This is a genomic window from Ralstonia sp. 24A2 (assembly GCF_051783885.1).
Taxonomy (GTDB): Bacteria; Pseudomonadota; Gammaproteobacteria; order Burkholderiales; family Burkholderiaceae; genus Ralstonia.
The window spans coordinates 1276637-1294595 of the sequence record NZ_JBPVZD010000003.1; the positions used below are offsets into that span (position 1 = coordinate 1276637).

Sequence of the window (17959 nt, forward strand, 5' to 3'; positions counted from 1 at the left end):
GGACCTCGTCATGGGCGGGCCGAGGATGCGCGGCCGAGACAACCATCCTGCCGCTGCGTAGCTTGCCCGCCCGCCTTCTGTGAAGCGTCATCTATATCCATGCAGTTCAACGCAATGAACCACGACACCCAAGCTACTGCCGCGCTCCAAGACCGTCTGCGCGACCCTTCACTGCTCGAAACGCGCGCCTGGTTGGCCTCGGGGTGGCAGGAGGCATCCACCGGACGCTCGTTTGCGGTGACCAACCCTGCCACGGGCGAGATCCTGGCCCGCGTGGCCAGCCTGAGCGGTGCCGAAGTTGAATCGGCCATCACGGCCTCCGCACAAGCGCAAGCCATGTGGCAGCGCCGCAGCAGCCACGAGCGGGCCAAGCTGCTGCGTGCCTGGTTCGATCTGATGATTGCCAACGCCGACGACCTGGCGCTGATCATGACCTCGGAGCAGGGCAAGCCGCTGGCCGAAGCGCGCGGCGAAATCCTTTACGCGGCGTCGTTTGTCGAGTGGTTCGCGGAAGAAGCCAAACGCATCTACGGTGACGTCGCGCCGCATCCGCAGACCGACAAGCGGATCCTCGTCATTCGACAGCCGGTCGGCGTTTGCGCGGCCATCACGCCGTGGAATTTCCCGGCGGCGATGATCACCCGCAAGGTGGCGCCCGCCCTTGCCGCGGGCTGCTCGATCATCGTGCGTCCGGCCGACCTGACGCCGCTGACTGCGCTTGCGCTGGCAGTGCTGGCCGAGCGTGCCGGCATTCCCGCCGGGGTGCTCCAGGTCGTGTGCGGCCCGTCGCGCGAGATCGGCGCGGTGCTGACGGCCAGCCCGGTCGTGCGCAAACTGTCCTTCACTGGCTCGACCGAGGTTGGCCGGGTGCTGATGAGCCAGTCGTCGCCGACGATCAAGCGGCTGTCGCTCGAGCTGGGTGGCAACGCGCCGTTCATCGTGTTCGACGATGCGGATCTCGATGCCGCCATCGAAGGCGCGATGGCGTCGAAGTACCGCAACAGCGGGCAGACCTGCGTATGCGCCAACCGCTTCCTGGTGCAGGATGGCATCTACGATCGCTTTGTCGAGGCGCTGGTGCGCCGTGTGGCGGAGCTCAAGGTCGGCAATGGCATCGAGCCAGGCGTGCAGCAGGGGCCGCTGATTCAGAAGTCCGCGTGCGAACACCTGCAAGCCATGATCGACGATGCCGTCGGCAAGGGCGCGAAGGTCGTCGTCGGCGGCAAGGGTCATGCATTGGGTGGCACGTTCTTCGAGCCGACCGTGATTGCCGGCGCCACGCCGGACATGCGCGTGGCGCGCGAGGAACTGTTCGGCCCGGTCGCGCCTGTGTTCCGCTTCCGCGATGAGGCTGAGGCGATTGCGATGGCCAATGACACCGAGTACGGCCTGGCCGCCTATCTCTACACCCGCGACAACGCGCGCATCTGGCGCGTTGGTGAAGCGCTGGAGTACGGCATGGTGGGCCTGAACACCGGTCTGATTTCCAACGAGGTGGCCCCGTTCGGTGGCGTGAAGCAGTCCGGCCTCGGCCGTGAAGGCTCGCGATACGGCATCGACGAATACCTGGAAATCAAGTACCTGTGCGCACAGGTCTGAGCGTGGCGCAACCGACAGCACCAACGAGCAAGAGCATGGATCAATTCCCACAGCCGGTACGTTTCGACACGGTCCCGTCCATCCACCAGGAGTGGGGCGCCGCGCGCCGCCTTGGAGAGATCCTGGCCGCATGGACCGAGCGCCGCAGTGTGCTGGTTGTCACCGATGGCGGCCTGCACAAGGCCGGGGTGCTGGAGGGCGCTAAGGCATCGCTGGCGACCGCCGGCTTCCGCGTGACCGTGTTCGACGAGGTGGTAGCCGATCCGCCTGAGGCGGTGCTGCTGCGCTGCGTCGAGCATGCGCGCGCGGCCCGTGTCGACCTCGTGGTGGGTCTGGGTGGCGGCTCGTCGATGGATATTGCAAAGCTGGCGGCCGTGCTGGTTGTCTCCGAGCAGCCGCTGGCCGAGATGTACGGCATCGGAAACGTCAAGGGCGCACGCGTGCCGCTGGTGCAGATGCCGACCACGGCGGGTACCGGTTCGGAGGTGACCAATATCTCCATCGTGTCGGTCGGCGAGACCACCAAGATGGGAATCGTCGCGCCCCAGCTTTACGCAGACCGCGTGATCCTGGACGCCGAGCTGACCGTCGGCCTGCCGCGGCAGCACACCGCGGCCACAGGCATCGACGCCATGGTTCACGCCATCGAGGCTTACACCAGCAAGCACAAGAAGAACGCCATCTCCGACGCGCTGGCGCGTGAGGCGCTGCGCCTGCTGGCGGCCAATCTGCTACCTGCGTGCGAGAACGGTAACGACCGGCGCGCGCGCGAGGCGATGCTGCTTGGCGCGACGCTCGCCGGCCAGGCCTTTGCCAATGCGCCGGTTGCGGCCGTGCATGCGTTGGCGTATCCGCTGGGTGGGCATTTCCATATCCCGCACGGCCTGTCGAACGCGCTGATGCTTGGGCCGGTGTTGCGCTTCAACGCCGCAGCAGCGGCTGCGCAGTACGCAGAGCTGGCCGGTGCGCTGGGCATCGGCGAGGCAGGTGGCGATGACGACGCCCGCACCGCTGCCTTCATTGCATTCATGGAGGACCTGATGGATCGGTCCGGTGCGCCACGGCGGCTGCGCGATGCAGGTGTCACGCGCGACAGCCTGGCGATGCTCGCTGCGGACGCTATGCAGCAGCAGCGCTTACTACAGAACAACCCGATCGACGTGCAGCAAGCCGACGCCCTGCGGCTTTACGAACAGGCGTACTGAGGCCGGAGTGGGGCACTCGCTGGACCAGTCAAGACCGGCGCGCCACTGGCTGGAGAACCACGTTGGCCTGCGCCAGGTGCGAAGCCCGACCTTCGCCTGCGATGCGCTCGTGAACAGCGCAGGCCGGCATCTACCAATCCATTGCAAAGGGGCCCGTCGTCCGGCGGGGCCCGCAGTACAGGAAGCGAAGCATCATGAGTCACGTGGAAACCAACGGTCACTACAAGGTTGTCATCCTCGGCGCCGGATTCGGCGGGTTGGGCATGGCGGCCCAGTTAAAGCAGGCGGGCATCGATGATTTCGTCGTGCTGGAAAAGCGCCCGGCGCTGGGCGGTGTTTGGCGCGACAACTCCTACCCCGGCGCGGCGTGTGACACCGAATCGCACCTCTACTGCTACAGCTTCCATCCGCATCTGCGCGTGAGCGCCATGTACGCGGGCCGCGACGAGTTGCTCGGCTACATGGAATCGCTCGCAGCCCGTTTCGGACTCGATGCTCACTTGCGCTTCAACAGCGAAATCCGCAGCGCGGTCTGGGACAAGACAGATCGCCTCTGGCGCTTCGAGCTGGCCGACGGCTCGCGCCTGACCTCGCGCTTCTTCGTGCCGGCCTGGGGCCAGCTCAACCGACCGTTGATTCCCAAGGTGGCCGGACTGAGCACCTTCAAGGGGGCGTACTTTCATTCCGCCGACTGGCGCCATGACGTGGACCTGCGGGGCAAGCGCGTCGCCAGCATTGGTAACGCCGCCAGCGCGGTGCAGTACGTCCCCGAGATCGCCCCGGTGGTGAACCATCTGACCGTGTTTCAGCGCAGCGCCAACTGGATCATGCCGCGCAATCAGATTGTCTTCGCCACGGAACAGCTCGATGAATTTCAGCGTGATCCGGCACTGTTCGAGAAGAGCCGCGAGCGGCTGCATGCATTCCGGGAGTCGGGCTTCGAGCGCACCCGCGTCGGCACCGATGCGCAGCGCGAAGGCAAGCGCCTGGCGCTGGAGCATCTGGAGCGTAGCGTGGCCGACCCGGCCCTGCGTGCCAAGCTCACGCCTGACTATGAATTTGCCTGCAAGCGGATTCTGCGCTCCGACGACTACTATCCGGCCCTGACGCGCGACAACGTCACGCTCGAGACGGCCGGAATCGAAGCGTTTGTCGAAGAGGGCATTCTGACCAAGGATGGCCGCGTGCACGCTTTCGACGTCGTGGTGTTCGGCACCGGGTTTGAGAGCCAGGCATTCCAGGGTGACCTGCAGGTCAGCGGCCTCGATGGTTCGCTGGCCGATGCCTGGGCCGACGGCCCGGAAGCCTACCTCGGCATGGCGGTACCGGGCTTCCCGAATCTATTCATGATCTATGGCCCGAACACCAACCTGAACCACAACTCCATCATCTCGATGCTAGAGATCCAGCAGCGCTACATCATCGATGCGATTCGCGGTATCGAGGCCGCAGGCGCTGGCGGGTTCCAGGTCAGCAAGGCGCTATCCGACGACTACAACCGTGCGCTGCAGGCGGCGATGAACGGCTCGGCATTTTCGGCGGATTGCTCAAGCTGGTACAAGAGCGCCCAGGGCAAGGTCATCAACAACTGGTCCGGCACGGTGGACGAGTACCGCGCGGCGGTGCGCTGGAATCCCGGCGCATTCGAGCCGGTCTGACGGGAGCCAGGGCATGTCTTCTGAACGCTCCTGGCAGCCGCTCGCCGAGGTGGCGGAGGATGCGCGGCCTCTGGTGCAGGCGTTCCGCGAGGCGGGCGGTCTGCACTACGGCAGCCTGCCGCCGGAGCCTTCGCGTGCGAACTTCGCCCGGGCCTGCGGCTTGAACGGCTTGAACGACATCGACGGCGTTGGCCATCGCGACATCATGGTGCCGGTGACCGACGGTGAGATCCGGGTGCGGTTGTACCAGCCGGACGAAGCGGAGGGCGAGGGCGGCAAGGGGCCGTTGGTCGTGTTTCTGCATGGCGGCGGCTGGGTGATCGGCAGCATCGACACGCATGACGGCATTTGCCGGCTGCTGGCGCGGCAGAGTGGCTGCATCGTCGCGTCGGTGGAATATCGCCTTGCCCCGGAACATCAATGGCCCGTGCCGCTGCGCGACTGCGAGCAGGCACTCGGCCATCTGGTCGCCAATGCGGCAGCGTTGTCCATTGACGCCAGCCGCGTAGTGCTGGCTGGCGACAGCGCGGGCGGCAGCATGGCGACCATCATCAGCAACGCGCCGGTTGCAGGGGCGTACCAGGTCATAGGCCAGGTGCTGCTCTATCCGGTGACGGACCTTACCGCAAGCCGGCCGTCCTACGGCCGCTTCCAGGGTGGGCTGCCGCTCGTCGCAGAATCGATGCAATGGTTCCGTGATCTGTACGTGCCCGCAGGCACATCGCTTGACCAGCCTGCCTTGTCGCCGCTGCTACACGCAGAGGGCCGCCGTCAGCCGCCGATGTTCATCGCCACCGTTGGCCTGGACCCACTCTGCGACGAAGGTATCGAATACGCGGCAATGGCGGCGCGGGCGGGTGGCTTGCTAGAGCATCATCACCTGCCTCGTCACATGCACGGCATCTTCACGGCGGCTGGGCGCGTTAGCACGGCGCAGAACCTGCTGGAGCTTGCCGGCTTATTCATTCGCCGACTTTCCCGGCATTCGTAAAGCGTTGCTTTTGATGAGCAACGATGAGGTTGCCTTCTTCTGATGGGTGGCCTGCGCGCTAGCGCGTGTGCTGTTCGCTGCGCTAGCAATGCCGCGTCGACCTGTCGGTCTCGACTCGCACTTCGGCAATTAGCCAGGCCTGCTAGGCATAAACCCTTTCGCCTGCCCAGGCGCGGATCGGTTCACTCGACCGCCGCGTGAATCCCGGCCCCGTGCGCCTCCCCCAGTCGCTCCTGTTCCGGCCCTTTGTCTGATGGCAACGCGGCACGCGCGCGTGCTGCAGCGTTGCGCTGCGGCGATCGAACCGCCGAATCCACACAAGCACCTGTAATGAACCGGTTGGACATCGTTTGCGTCCCGCTTGGTTGGTATTTTCCCTAGTTTGTCACACCTTGATGATAGGCCGGTGCAACGCTAATATTTGGCCGTACTAACGTTATTTGTAGGCCGTCAATACGTATTCGTAAGGCGATGCTCAGGTGGGCGTCGCTCAGGTCGGTGCCGCACCGCGCGTCACGCGGCCGTGCTGGCTTTCTTGGCGGCGAGGCGATCTTCAAATGGCAGCCCGAAAACAGGTGCCGGGGCTACAGCGCTGTTGGCGTTTTCTTCTGCTCCGCACACCTGTTTCCATCAACGCATCTAGCAGAGAGGCTCAGGCCATGGCTGCAAGCAATAAGCGTCAATCGATCGTCCCGGCCCCTTTCCAAGGGCACTACGACGCATATCACTTCTCGCCGGCAACGCGCGTGGGCGACATGGTTTGGGTGTCTGGCCAGGTTGGGGTGGACGCCGACATGAAGCCTGCGGAGGGAATGCACGCGCAGGCGCAGATCGCATTCGAATGCCTGAAGCTCGTTCTCGAAGAGGCGGGCGCGAGCCTGGCTGACGTCGTTGAACTCACAACGTTTCACACGGACCTGCATGGCGACATCGATGCGTTTATCGCCGTCAAGGACCAGTACTTTCCGAGCCGCTATCCGTCGTGGTCAGCGGTGGGGGTGACGCAGTTGGCCTTGCCCGGATTGCTGATCGAGATTCGCGCAACGGCAGTGGCCGGATCCGGAGCGGAATGAGCGTTTGAGGCGGCCGGACATGCCGGCTGCAAGGCGAGAGAGATATTGGAAGGAGCCCATGATGAAGAAGCAACGCATTGGAGTCGTATCCGCTATCGCGGCCGCAGTATGTTGTGTGATCGGCACCGCCGCCATGGCGGAAGACCTCACTCCCGAGGGCGGTGATCGCTCGGCCAGCAAGGACGGTAGCGTCTCTGCCTATGCTGGCAAGCAATCCCCAGAAGCCGGATGGGAGTGGGGCAAGGTTCGCGGCGATTTCTGGAAGCACAAGAATGAGAAGCCGCTGTATTCAATCGATGCATCGAACATCGACAAGTACGCAGACAAGCTGACGCCAGGCCAGATCCAGCTCCTCAAGCAGAAGAAGGGCTATCGCATGGACGTGTATCCGTCGCATCGCGAATGCCAGGTGCCCGACGTCGTTGCGCAGAACTCCAAGGCAAACCTCACGGCGGCCAAGCTTGATTCGACCGGCGAGCAACTGCAGACGGCAGTGCTCCCGGGTGTTGCGTTTCCGCAGCCCAAGAACGGCGCGGAAGCGATCCTGAATTACATCTATCGCTACCACGGTGAGGGCTTCGAATGGCCCAAGATGATCACCACCATTTCGCCGCGCCCGGGTAGTAACGAATGGATCGATGTCGTCTCCCCGCAGCACGCGTTCTTGCCCTGGGGCAAGCCGGGCAAGACGACGCCGCAGGATGTGGATCAGTTGAGCACTGCCGCCTTCTTCAAGATGGAATCGCCACCGGCGCTCGCTGGGCAGGCGTTTGTGCAACGCCAGTATTTCAACAAGCCTTCGGAAACGTTCTACTACTTCCCGGGGCAGCGCCGTGTGCGCCGCATGCCGGCCTATACGCATGATGCGCCGGTCATCGGCATGGAGAACCAGTACCTGATCGATGAAGCCAACATGTTCTACGGCACCATCGACCGGTTCAACTGGAAGCTCGTCGGCAAGAAGGAACTGCTGGTGCCGTACAACGCGTTCGGCATGTACAAGTTCAAGACCAATCTGCACGACGTTGCCACGCCCGATGGCGTTGCTTCGAGCAACCGTCGCTATGAGATGCACCGCGTCTGGGTGGTCGAGGCCACGCTCAAGCCCAGCGCCCGCCACGTTGCATCGAAGAAGGTCTTCTACCTGGATGAAGACAGCTGGCTGGCCCTCGTCGGCGAAGACTACGACGCCCAGGGCAAGCTATGGAAGGTGCGCGAGAGCTACCCGATCCCGGTGTGGGAGCTGGGCGGCACGTGCGACAACCTGCCCTTCGCGATGTACGACCTCAGCAACGGCCGTTACGTGATGGACCAAACGACGTTCGGGCAAGGCAAAGACATTCGTTGGTACGAGCAGATCAATGATCCGCGCTTCAAGACGGACTTCTTCACGGCCGAAACCCTGCGCGCGGTGAGCGAGCGCTGAACGTGGCCGCATGAGCGGGGGCCGGCACGCGCTTGAGGAGGGGCGTGCCGGTATCAAAACGGGTTGGAGGAAAACATGAATACCAAGAAGATGTCCACGCGGACAGCGATTTCGCTCGCCGTGTTGGCGGCAACAACGTCTGCAGCGTACGCCTACGACTTCACCATGGGCACGGACGACGCGGTGAAAGGCTCGCTGGTGAGCAACGTCACGGCCGGTGTGGCAGCGCGGACGAAAAGCCCGAGCTGCGCGCTCACGGGTGATCCGAACGCAAACGGCTGCGGTGCGGCGGCCAATACCGACCAGTGGGGCGCGGGCGACAACGGTGATTTGAACTACCGCAAGTGGAAGCCCTACAGCGCGTACCTGAGCGCGACCAGTGAACTGCTGCTGACGATGCCCAGCGAGGGGTTGAAGTTCATGGCGCGCGGCACGGGCATGTACGACTTCATGGCCAAAAACACCGAGCGCACGCCGCTGTCGAGTGATGCGAGGGCGCAGGTGGTGTATGACGCGCACGTGCTGGATCTATGGGCGCAGAAGGACTTTACCGTGGCGGATCAGAACGCCCACGTCCGCATCGGTAACCAGGTCATCAACTGGGGCGAGAGCATGTATGCCATGGGCGGCATCAATGCCACCAACTCGCTCGATATCCAGAAGCTTCTGATTCCGGGCTCCCAGCTCAAGCAGGCGCTGCTACCTGCGCCGATGGTGAGCTTTGCCACAAATCTCTCGCATGGCTTGAGCACCGAGGCCTATTACCAGTTCATCTGGAACGGCAACCGCATGCCGCCGGTCGGCTCTTTCTGGTCGGCGTCCAACGCTGTGGGCCGTGGTGCTGAGCCTTTCACCGCGAACACGACCAATTTCAACGCGAACGGCCCGAGCGCGGGTACGGTGGCGGGCCAGAACGGTTTGAACAGCCGCGACCCGGGCACCATTGCGGCGATCAACAACGGCCTGGTTAATGGCGACTTCGCTGGCCCTCCTTCGTTCTCGATCGGGGTGCCGGTCTCCAACAAGCTGCCTTCAAAGTACAAGCCGCAGTTCGGTGTGAAGTTCAACTACGTGCCGACCTCCATCGACGCGAACTTCGCGTTCTACTACGAGAACTACACCGACAAGTCGCCCGTGTTGACCTCGCTTGCGAACAACACGGCGCAGTGGTCGTATCAGCAGAATCGTCAGCTGTTTGGTATCAGCGCGAACTTCCCGGTGGGACCGTGGGCAGTCGGCACCGAGCTGTCGTATCGCCCGCGTGATGCGGTGGCGCTCTCGGGCTGCTACGGCGCAGGCGGACCGATGGACCTGAACGTGAACCCGGGTGGCGTCGACTGCCAGCAGTGGGTCGACCGCAAGAAGCTGCAGTTCGGCATCAACGGCATTCTGGCGCTCACGCGCAGCGAGTATCCGTTCCTCAAGATGATCGGAGCAGATTCGGCCTCGCTGACCGCCGAAGCGACGATGGTCTACTACCCCGGCCTGGGCGGAAGCGTGACACGCACCGTCAACGGTGTACAGGTCATGCAGGCGCCCCAGGCTGGCTACTTGACGTGGTTGAACAACAATTCGGACACGGGTTACCCCATCGGCATGCGCCAGGGTACGGCTGCCTCGGGCGGTGTGACGGTCGACTTCAACTGGACGTATGACGGCACGCTCATCCCCGGTTGGCAGGTGACGCCCGGCGTGACATTCAACGCCGCGCTGTACGGCTACACGCCGACGTTCAACGCCAACTACATGCAGGGGGCGAAGTCCGCCAACTTCTACGTGCTGTTCAACCAGAACCCGACGGTGTGGCAGGCGGGCATCAACTTCACGGCGTTCTGGGGCGGGCACAACACGGTGGGCAATCCGTACTCGGATCGCAACTTCATCGGCGCATTCATCACGCGCAACTTCTGACGCGTCCGTGTCGGGCGGTGGCGCACGCGGTGCGCCGCCAGAAATACTTGAAGGGGTAGTGTCGTGTTGAATCGTCTTGTTGCGGGGCTGGAAAAAGCCTTCTTCGGCCACCGCGCGATCGTGCTTGCGGTGATTGGCTTGTTTACGGCCTTGATGGCCGTGTTTGCCGTGCAACTGCGCATGGATGCGGGCTTCGAGAAGCAGATGCCAATCGGCCATGAGTACATCCAGACGTTCCAGAAGTACCGGAACGATCTGCTCGGGGCCAATCGCATCACGGTGGTGGTGCGCGCGAAAAAGGGCTCGATCTGGACGCCGGAGGGTCTCACACGGTTGTACAACGTGACCCAGGCCGTCATTTACCTGCCGAACGTGGATCGCATTGGTGTGCGCTCGCTGTGGACGCCCAACGCGTTCGTCAACGAGATCACCGAAGAAGGCTTCCGCGCCGAGCCGATCATCTCGGGCAACATCACACCGGATCAGCTCACGCCTGAAGTCGTGGCGAGCATTCGTCGTGCGACCACGCTGGGTGGTTATGTCGGCACGCTGGTCTCGCACAACGAAGACAGCGCGATGATCACCGCCGAGCTGAACGAGCGCGACAGCACGGGCAAGGTGCTCGACTACGTGGCGTTCAACCACACGCTCGAAGACAAGATCCGCAAGCCGTTTGAAGATGCCGGCTACGAGGTCCAGATCATCGGCTTTGCCAAGCAGATCGGTGACATTGCGGATGGCGCCAAGGGTGTGCTCGTCTTCTGCGCGATCGCGCTGCTGCTGACCGCGCTCTCGGTGTACTGGTACTGCCACTCGGTGCGCTTCACAGTGCTGCTGATCGTGTGCTCGTTGAGCTCACTCGTCTGGCAGTTCGGCACGTTGAAGCTGCTCGGCTTTGGTCTCGACCCGCTCGCTGTTCTGGTGCCGTTCCTGGTGTTCGCCATTGGCGTGTCGCACGGCGTGCAGCAGGTCAACTTCATCGTGCGTGAGATTGCCCGCGGCAATAGCTCGTACGACGCCGCGCGCCACAGCTTCAGTGGTCTGCTGATCCCGGGCGTGCTGGCGCTGGTCACCGCGTTTGTGTCGTTCGTCACGCTGCTGCTGATTCCGATCCCGATGGTGCGCGAACTGGCCATCACGGCATCGCTGGGCGTGGCCTACAAGATCGTGACGAACCTGATCCTGTTGCCGGTTGCGGCCTCGTGCTTCAACTTCACGCAGGCGTATGCGCAGAGCGCGCTCAAGCGTGCAGCTTGGCGTTCGGCGGTGCTGCGCCCGCTGTCCAAGGTGGCGCAGCCGAAGTACGCCGGCGTCACGCTGTTGATCACGTTAGTGGTGTTTGGGCTGGCGGTCTGGCAAAGCCGTGATCGTGTGATCGGCACGCTGCAGCCCGGTGCGCCGGAGCTGCGCGAGGAAGCGCGCTTCAACCGCGACGCGACGTCGATTGCTGGCAACTACGACATGGGCCTCGACTGGCTGTCGGTTGCAATCGAGTCGACCGGCAAGGCGTGCGACAACCCGGCCGTCGGCTTGTACGAGGACGAATTCACCGCCGCCATGCGCACCGAGCCGGGCGTGGTGTCCGCCCAGTCGTACTCGGGGATGCTGCGGACCTACAACGCGGGCTACAACGAAGACTATCCAAAGATGAACGTCGTGCCGATCGACCCCGAGAACTACGGTGCGGTGTCGGTGGACGTGGCGCGTCTGAAGGGCTTCATGAAGGCCGACTGCAGCATGACCGCTGTGCACCTGTACCTGACCGACCACAAGGCGACGACGATCAATCGGATCCTGGACGACATCAAGCAGTACCGCGTGTCGCATCCGTTCCCCGGCGTCAACATCCGCCTGGCGGCAGGGAATGCCGGCGTGCTGGCCGCCACCAACGACGAGGTGGAGCACAGCGAACTGCCGATGATGCTGTACGTGTACGCGGCCATCGTGATCCTCGTGTTCCTGGCCTACCGCGACTGGCGCTCGATGCTGGCCTGCTGCGTGCCGCTGACGGTGGCCACCTTCATCGGCTACTGGTTCATGAAGGAACTCAAGATCGGCCTGACCGTGGCTACGCTGCCGGTGATGGTGCTGGCGGTCGGTATCGGCGTGGACTACGCGCTGTACATCTACAACCGCCTGCAGCGGCACCTGGCCGAAGGCGACCCGATTGAGCGAGCGATGGAGCGCGCGCTGGAGTTCGAGTGCGTGGCGACAATCTTTACCGCCATCACGCTGGCGGTTGGTGTGGCGACGTGGAGCTTCTCTGCGCTCAAGTTCCAGGCCGACATGGGCAAGCTGCTGGCGTTCATGTTCATCGTGAACCTAGTGATGGCGATGACCGCGTTGCCGGCGCTGGCCTCGGTGCTGGAGCGCTGGTTCCCGCGGCGCAAGCCGGCGCGTGCGCCGGGCCTGCTGAGCCATTGATCCGGAGACACAGCCATGATGAAAACGATCCTGACCAGCATTGCGCTGTGTGCGGCCACCGCAGCGTTTGCACAAGCACCCGCCGAAAGCACGGTGGCCACCTGGGCGACGAAACCCGCGCATACGTGGCCAGCGCCGACCAACAGGATGCTGCTGGACGCCACGCGCGCCGGAAAACGCATCGTCGCCGTGGGCGAGTACGGCATCGTTCTGCTCTCCGACGACGAAGGCAAGACGTATCGGCAGGCGCGCACGGTGCCGGTGTCCGCCACGCTATCCGCTGTCTCCTTTGCCGATGACAAACATGGCTGGGCAGTCGGGCAGTGGGGCGTGATTCTCGCGACGAGCGATGGCGGTGAGACCTGGCAAAAGCAGCGCATGGACACGGCCGTCGATCAGCCGCTCTTCTCCGTGCTCTTTACGAACGACCGGGATGGCATTGCGGTCGGCCTGTGGTCTTTGATGCTGCAGACCCATGATGGCGGCAAGACGTGGACCAAAACGACGTTGCCAAAACCACCCGGAGGTGGCAAGGCCGACCGCAACCTGTACCACGTGTTTGCGGATGGCAAGGGCGCGCTCTACATCTCGGCAGAGCAGGGGACGGTGCTCAAGTCGACGGACGGCGGCGCCACCTGGGACTACCTGGCAACCGGCGGAAAGGGCTCGTTGTGGTCTGGCGTGGTCACAGCCGATGGCCGCATTGTGGTGGGTGGTCTGCTCGGCAGCCTGTTCCAGAGCAGCGATGGTGGAGCGAACTGGCAACCGTTGAAGGCCGAGACGAAGAGTTCGATCACCGGTCTTGTGGCGTCGGGTAACGGGCTCGTTGCGGTTGGGCTGGATGGACTCGTGCTCAAGCAGCGTGAAGACGGCGCGCCGCTGGCGGTTGCACAGCGTGAAGACCGCGCAGCGCTCACCGCCGCTGTGATCGATGCGGGTGGCAAGCCGATTCTGTTTTCGAAAGAGGGCGTGCTGGCTGGGCTCTGAGGCCAGTTAATGCGCACACACGTCTCCCCGTGTCTCTCGGCATCTTCGAGACGGTTCGTTATCCAACGAGGTAAGAAGGGGTTCACATGCAAGTGACTGAGCAGATGAAGCTGGAGCTGGCGCGCGATGGCGCCACCGTCGCCCGAGGCCTGTTTTCACCCGAGCGCCTCAAGCGGATGCGCGAGGCGTTCGATTACGGGATTGCCCACCCCAGCCCGCAGCACGGCTACGCCTTTGCAGGTACGCCGGATGAGCATTTCAACGACTACGGCAACTTCGACAACCGCGATGTACACGTTGCAACGGTCAAGGCGTTGGGACTCGATGAGTTTGTAGCGTCGCTCTGGGATTCCGAGCATGTGTGGTTCATCGGCGAGGAACTCTTCATCAAGAAGGGCGGCAGGGCCGGCCGATCACCGTGGCACCAGGACACTTCGTACTATCCGTTCAGCGGGCCGCAGTTGCTCAACATCTGGACGTGCTTTGAGAAGATTCCCCGCAAGAATGCGCTGGAGGTCGTGCGAGGCTCTCACCTTGGGGCGCAGTACAACGGTACCTCTTACAACGACCCCAACGATCACACCAAGCCGCTGTGGGCCAACACCGATTGGCCTCTACTGCCCAACATTGAGGCCGACCGTGCAAAAGACCCAGCCTCGTGGGACGTTGTCTCCTGGGATCTGGAGCCGGGCGATGCGCTGTTGTTCCACTCGGGCTCGCTGCATGGTGGTGCGCCCGTGACCCCGGATTGCCCGGATCGCCATACGCTGGTTTACCGGTTTTACGGCGACAAGCTGTTCTACCGGCCCCTGCCAACCGGGGGATGCAACTACGGCTACGACATCAGCGATCTCAACGATCCGTCGCTGACGCCGGGCGAGCCGTTCCGGGCGCCTTACTGCACGCAGGTGCGCTGAGGCAAGCAAAGTCGTCGTCTCAGCGGCGTGCGCGGTCGCCACGCCCCCTTAAACCAGCGAGCACAGTCATCCGATGCGATTGAAAGCGTACGCTGGTGACGTCTCCTAGATCCTAGGTTCGGTCTCCTCTGGGGTCTTTCGATGCCGTGGCAGCACGGCATCTTCTTTTTTCTGAGAATGCTTTGCTTTACGGAACGTCGTTGGGGGCGATCCGCCCTTGCGCGATGAGCGCAGTCATCACCATCACCAGCTCGAATGCGCGGTCCTCGCTCACCGATTGATGCTGGGCGTCAAACCTCAGCACCGTGACACCGTCCAGCAGTGCTGTGATGAGCGTTGCGCGAGCGAGGCATTCCCGCGCGGTTGCCGTCGCGTCGACTTCCCGGATGAGGTCGGCCCAGACCACCCGGTAGGCGGCATAGCCGTTTCTCACATGTTCACGCGTGATATCCGAATGCTGGGCCAGCGCCCACATCTCCGACCACAGCTGCTGCACCGCAGGAACACAGGTTTCCTCGAAGTTTTCTGCGGCAATTTCGAGCATGCGCTCCAGTGCCGGTTTGCCGCTCGGTTTGCCGATCTCCGAGTAGCGGTCCAGATAAGCCTGCCCCACCGCTTCCATTGTCGAACGGAGCAAATCGTCATGGGTCGGGAAATAGTTCTGAAGCGCCGATGGCAGGGTGCCGAGTTCTCTTGCCACCCGTGCCAGGGTGAAATTTGCATAGCCTTCCGTCGCCAGCAGGTTGGTGGCGGTGGAGATGATCTCGTTGATCTTGAGCTCTCTGCGTTTGCCCTGCGCCGTCGGCCGGTAATGGAAGGTGTCTTGAGTCGACTGACGCGCGCGCAGTTCCAGTAGGGCCGGCTGCAGATACCCGTCAGATCCAAAAACGCTGACACGGGCATCGCTACCGTCGTGCTGTGTGCGTGGACGACGAAGAGGCACCTCGCTTTGCAGCGTTGCTGCTGAAGCACTCACGACCATTTTGACGGCGCGCTTCCCAACACGAGCGAGCTCGACATAGTCTCTTCCGGGGTAATCGCCGTGGGATGCGAATAGCGTCATGCCGTCCATCTGGGCACCGATCACGGCGGCGCGCACCAGACATTCTTCGTGACTCAACGTGGGGTGGAGTTCCGACAACAACTTCGCAAAGATGTCTCGAAAACGCGCCTGCATATCGTCCAGCAGTTCTGCGACAAAGGCTTCATGCGAAGCGAATGCCCAGATCTCCACCATGAATTTCGGCAGATCGGTTTCGTTGATGTTCTGGAAGATGCGATTGATCAGCGCGGAGCAACGTTGCGCTGCCCCCGTGCCCGGACGACTCGCAATTGCCGCGTAATCCTCCATGACCTGGCTCATATAGGCCGGGAGCGCCGTGCGCAGCAATTCTTCCGTCGTTCGAAAGTAGTACTGGAGATTTCCATGGGTGATGCCCATGCGATCTGCTACGCGACGTATTGCGAATCCAGCATAGCCGTCCTCTTGAAAGACCTGGCGCGCGGTTTCGATGATCTCGCGAATGCGCTGTTCCCGATTGCGCCGTGTTGATGGGCGCACGGCGGACTTGGCTCCCTCCGAATGGTCAGGGGTTCCTTGCTTGACCGCGCTGTTTTGCACGTTGACTCTCCCATGGCTTCTACAAAACTTCCGCAAATTATAGGCCTATCCGACGGAATGGGAAAAACGCTGCCTCTTTCTTTCACGTCCTTGTGTGCGAGCGATGACTGCTTCCTGACGTGCAGCGCTCGCGTGCGTCTTTAACGCGAGTCCGTCGCAGAGGACGTTCCCCGCCCACCTCGCGCTGCGAAACGCTTCCGATGGTCTGCCGCGCCACACCGTAACTTGCAGTGAACGAAGTTGAGTCGGCTCGACAGCGTTTGCGTCCCGCTTGGTCGGTGTTTTCCCTAACTTGCTCGTCCTTGAGTGTAGGCCGGTGCGCCGTTAATATTAGGCCGTAATAACGTAATTAGAGGGCCGGCGATACGCTCATGTAATGCGGATGCTGGCTGCGAAATCGGATGATGGATTTCATGCGTCGCAGTGCTGGTTGCGTGCGCAATGCTTTTCGGGAAGTGCTGAACGGCTCCCAACTTGACGGTGAAACAGAAGGGCGGCGCCGCTTCTCTTTCGCCCGGATATGAGAGCCGGCTTCAACTGATGTGCAGCGCACCGTCGCGCATCGATCCACGTTTGATTGACCCAACCCTCAACAGAAGAAGTCGCAGGGGGCAGCCATGGCAAAGCCCCCGTCTTCGTGCATGGAGGGATGGACGGCATTAAAGAAGCCGCGCTGGCCGTCCACATCTTGAGTAGGAACTGAGGGAGTCTGAAATGAGTACGAATCTTGAGGACGGCAAAGAGCGAGCCGACCTGGGGAAGTATCGGGCGCTGGGTGGGTGGGTGGAAAAGCCCGACGACATGCAGCACGCGCTCGAGGGCAACGTCAGCGCGGATGTGGTGATTGCCGGTGCCGGTTTCGCAGGTCTTTCCGCGGCGCTGGAACTGGCCAGGCTGGGCGCGAACGTCGTTGTGATTGAGCGGGATTTCGCGGGCTTCGGCGCAAGCGGACGCAACGCAGGCTATCTGGCCGGCGCCATGGCGCTCGAATACGACCTCATGTTCAGGGGCCTCAGCAAGGAACGGGCGACGCAGATCGTCCGCTACTACGACGACGCTGTCGGCTTCGTGGAAGGCAAGCTCAAGGAACACGATATCGACTGCGAGTACGTGCAGTCCGGGTGGATCCGGGCGGGTGTCCATCCGTCGCAGGAAAAGAAGATCCGCGCGGATATGCAGGTCGGTATCGAACACGGCCACAAGTCGGAATTTCTCGATCACGCGCAGATGCGCGCGCGCGGCATTCCGTCGGCGTTTCTATTTGGCGAATACACGCCGGCCGGCGGAACGCTCCACCCGGGCAAATACGTCATGGGCCTGCGGCGTGCCGCGCTGCGGGCTCGCGTGAAGCTCTACGAGAACACGCCGCTGCTGTCTTACACCGAAGGCCCGGTCATTCAGGTGAAGACGCCGCGCGGTAGCGTCACCGCCCCGGTGCTGTTGCTGGCCACCAATGCCTACACCCCGCAGCTCGGTTTGCTTGCAAACAAGGTGGTGCCATTGCGGATCTCGGCGATCGAGACCGAACCGCTGTCCGCAGTGCAGTTGGCCTCGCTGGATTGGCCAAGGCGCGAAGGCATCGTGACGGGCCACTACAGCATGGAGAGCTTCCGCCTGACGGCACGCAACACAATCATCTCCACCGTCAAGCGCATCCACTACCCCTACGGCTCAGAGACGCCGAACGTGCCCGCCTACGACCAGTATCGAGCGCTGAGAGCAAACCTCCATGAGCGTTTGCCGGCCTTGAAGGACGTCGCATTGCGGCACTGCTGGAGCGGCTACATCAGTACCGCAGGCAACGCGCTTCCCGTGGTCGGCACCACCGGCGCAAACCAGAACATCTACTACGCCGCCGGGTGTTCCGGCCATGGCTTGGCCAGTCAATCCATGCTCGGGAACATGCTCGCCCAGAAGATTCGCGGTACCGAGCCGCCGCTGCTCGCAGCGTTGCGCTACGACACGCCCTCGCTGCCGCCAGAGCCGTTCCGCTGGTGTCTCCTCAATGGGGCGCTGGCCGCGGCAAACACATTGGACGATCGGTTGAACCGCAAGGTGCGGGACGCGGCAGCCTGAAGGCGAGCGCTCTCACTGCAAAGCAACACGACGCCCTGGGCCGTTTCGCCGTTATTCAGCCATCAACATCA

At 62.8% G+C, this 17959-nt stretch carries 12 protein-coding genes; 11 read left to right on the forward strand and 1 reads right to left on the reverse strand.

Annotation, left to right across the window (positions count from 1 at the left end; translation table 11 throughout):
- Positions 1 to 114: 114 nt before the first annotated feature.
- The 10 genes from ACS13N_RS23365 (at position 115) to ACS13N_RS23410 (ending at position 14191) form a co-directional block, all read left to right on the forward strand.
- Complete coding sequence (locus ACS13N_RS23365) at positions 115 to 1599, forward strand: NAD-dependent succinate-semialdehyde dehydrogenase (RefSeq protein WP_438933973.1); 1485 nt, start codon at positions 115 to 117, stop codon at positions 1597 to 1599.
- Positions 1600 to 1634: 35 nt separating this feature from the next.
- Positions 1635 to 2804: an iron-containing alcohol dehydrogenase gene (locus ACS13N_RS23370; RefSeq protein WP_438933974.1), complete on the forward strand. Its 1170-nt coding sequence runs from the start codon at positions 1635 to 1637 to the stop codon at positions 2802 to 2804.
- A gap of 194 nt (positions 2805 to 2998) precedes the next feature.
- Positions 2999 to 4462, forward strand: a complete 1464-nt coding sequence (locus ACS13N_RS23375; protein ID WP_438933975.1) for a flavin-containing monooxygenase — start codon at positions 2999 to 3001, stop codon at positions 4460 to 4462.
- 13 nt (positions 4463 to 4475) lie between these two features.
- Positions 4476 to 5453 carry an alpha/beta hydrolase gene (locus ACS13N_RS23380; protein ID WP_438933976.1) on the forward strand — a complete coding sequence of 326 codons (978 nt, stop codon included), beginning with the start codon at positions 4476 to 4478 and terminating at the stop codon, positions 5451 to 5453.
- Positions 5454 to 6112: 659 nt separating this feature from the next.
- Positions 6113 to 6526: a RidA family protein gene (locus tag ACS13N_RS23385; RefSeq protein WP_438933977.1), complete on the forward strand. Its 414-nt coding sequence runs from the start codon at positions 6113 to 6115 to the stop codon at positions 6524 to 6526.
- 58 nt (positions 6527 to 6584) lie between these two features.
- Positions 6585 to 7952: a DUF1329 domain-containing protein gene (locus ACS13N_RS23390; RefSeq protein WP_438933978.1), complete on the forward strand. Its 1368-nt coding sequence runs from the start codon at positions 6585 to 6587 to the stop codon at positions 7950 to 7952.
- Between the two features lie 75 nt (positions 7953 to 8027).
- Positions 8028 to 9863 carry a DUF1302 domain-containing protein gene (locus tag ACS13N_RS23395; RefSeq protein ID WP_438933979.1) on the forward strand — a complete coding sequence of 612 codons (1836 nt, stop codon included), beginning with the start codon at positions 8028 to 8030 and terminating at the stop codon, positions 9861 to 9863.
- A gap of 63 nt (positions 9864 to 9926) precedes the next feature.
- Positions 9927 to 12287 carry an efflux RND transporter permease subunit gene (locus ACS13N_RS23400; protein ID WP_438933980.1) on the forward strand — a complete coding sequence of 787 codons (2361 nt, stop codon included), beginning with the start codon at positions 9927 to 9929 and terminating at the stop codon, positions 12285 to 12287.
- A gap of 15 nt (positions 12288 to 12302) precedes the next feature.
- The gene (locus ACS13N_RS23405; protein WP_438933981.1) at positions 12303 to 13274 is read left to right on the forward strand and encodes a WD40/YVTN/BNR-like repeat-containing protein; all 972 of its coding nucleotides are present in this window, start codon (positions 12303 to 12305) and stop codon (positions 13272 to 13274) included.
- Between the two features lie 86 nt (positions 13275 to 13360).
- A complete protein-coding gene (locus ACS13N_RS23410; protein ID WP_438933982.1) occupies positions 13361 to 14191 on the forward strand; it encodes a phytanoyl-CoA dioxygenase family protein in 831 nt (276 codons plus the stop codon).
- Between the two features lie 187 nt (positions 14192 to 14378).
- Here ACS13N_RS23410 and ACS13N_RS23415 read toward each other — a convergent pair whose 3' ends face one another.
- Positions 14379 to 15812 carry a TetR/AcrR family transcriptional regulator gene (locus ACS13N_RS23415; RefSeq protein ID WP_438933983.1) on the reverse strand — a complete coding sequence of 478 codons (1434 nt, stop codon included), beginning with the start codon at positions 15810 to 15812 and terminating at the stop codon, positions 14379 to 14381.
- A 714-nt stretch (positions 15813 to 16526) separates the two neighbouring features.
- On the opposite strand from ACS13N_RS23415, the gene ACS13N_RS23420 reads away from it, so the two are divergent.
- Positions 16527 to 17888, forward strand: coding sequence for an NAD(P)/FAD-dependent oxidoreductase (locus ACS13N_RS23420; protein WP_438933984.1), 1362 nt, complete (start codon positions 16527 to 16529; stop codon positions 17886 to 17888).
- Positions 17889 to 17959 lie beyond the last annotated feature (71 nt).

Excerpts from the sequence above, each read along its gene's own strand:
- ACS13N_RS23365 (WP_438933973.1), top strand. The coding sequence starts at position 115 with ATGAACCACGACACCCAAGCTACTGCCGCGCTCCAAGACCGTCTGCGC.
- ACS13N_RS23370 (WP_438933974.1), top strand. The coding sequence starts at position 1,635 with ATGGATCAATTCCCACAGCCGGTACGTTTCGACACGGTCCCGTCCATC.
- ACS13N_RS23375 (WP_438933975.1), top strand. The coding sequence starts at position 2,999 with ATGAGTCACGTGGAAACCAACGGTCACTACAAGGTTGTCATCCTCGGC.
- ACS13N_RS23380 (WP_438933976.1), top strand. The coding sequence starts at position 4,476 with ATGTCTTCTGAACGCTCCTGGCAGCCGCTCGCCGAGGTGGCGGAGGAT.
- ACS13N_RS23385 (WP_438933977.1), top strand. The coding sequence starts at position 6,113 with ATGGCTGCAAGCAATAAGCGTCAATCGATCGTCCCGGCCCCTTTCCAA.
- ACS13N_RS23390 (WP_438933978.1), top strand. The coding sequence starts at position 6,585 with ATGATGAAGAAGCAACGCATTGGAGTCGTATCCGCTATCGCGGCCGCA.
- ACS13N_RS23395 (WP_438933979.1), top strand. The coding sequence starts at position 8,028 with ATGAATACCAAGAAGATGTCCACGCGGACAGCGATTTCGCTCGCCGTG.
- ACS13N_RS23405 (WP_438933981.1), top strand. The coding sequence starts at position 12,303 with ATGATGAAAACGATCCTGACCAGCATTGCGCTGTGTGCGGCCACCGCA.
- ACS13N_RS23410 (WP_438933982.1), top strand. The coding sequence starts at position 13,361 with ATGCAAGTGACTGAGCAGATGAAGCTGGAGCTGGCGCGCGATGGCGCC.
- ACS13N_RS23420 (WP_438933984.1), top strand. The coding sequence starts at position 16,527 with ATGAGTACGAATCTTGAGGACGGCAAAGAGCGAGCCGACCTGGGGAAG.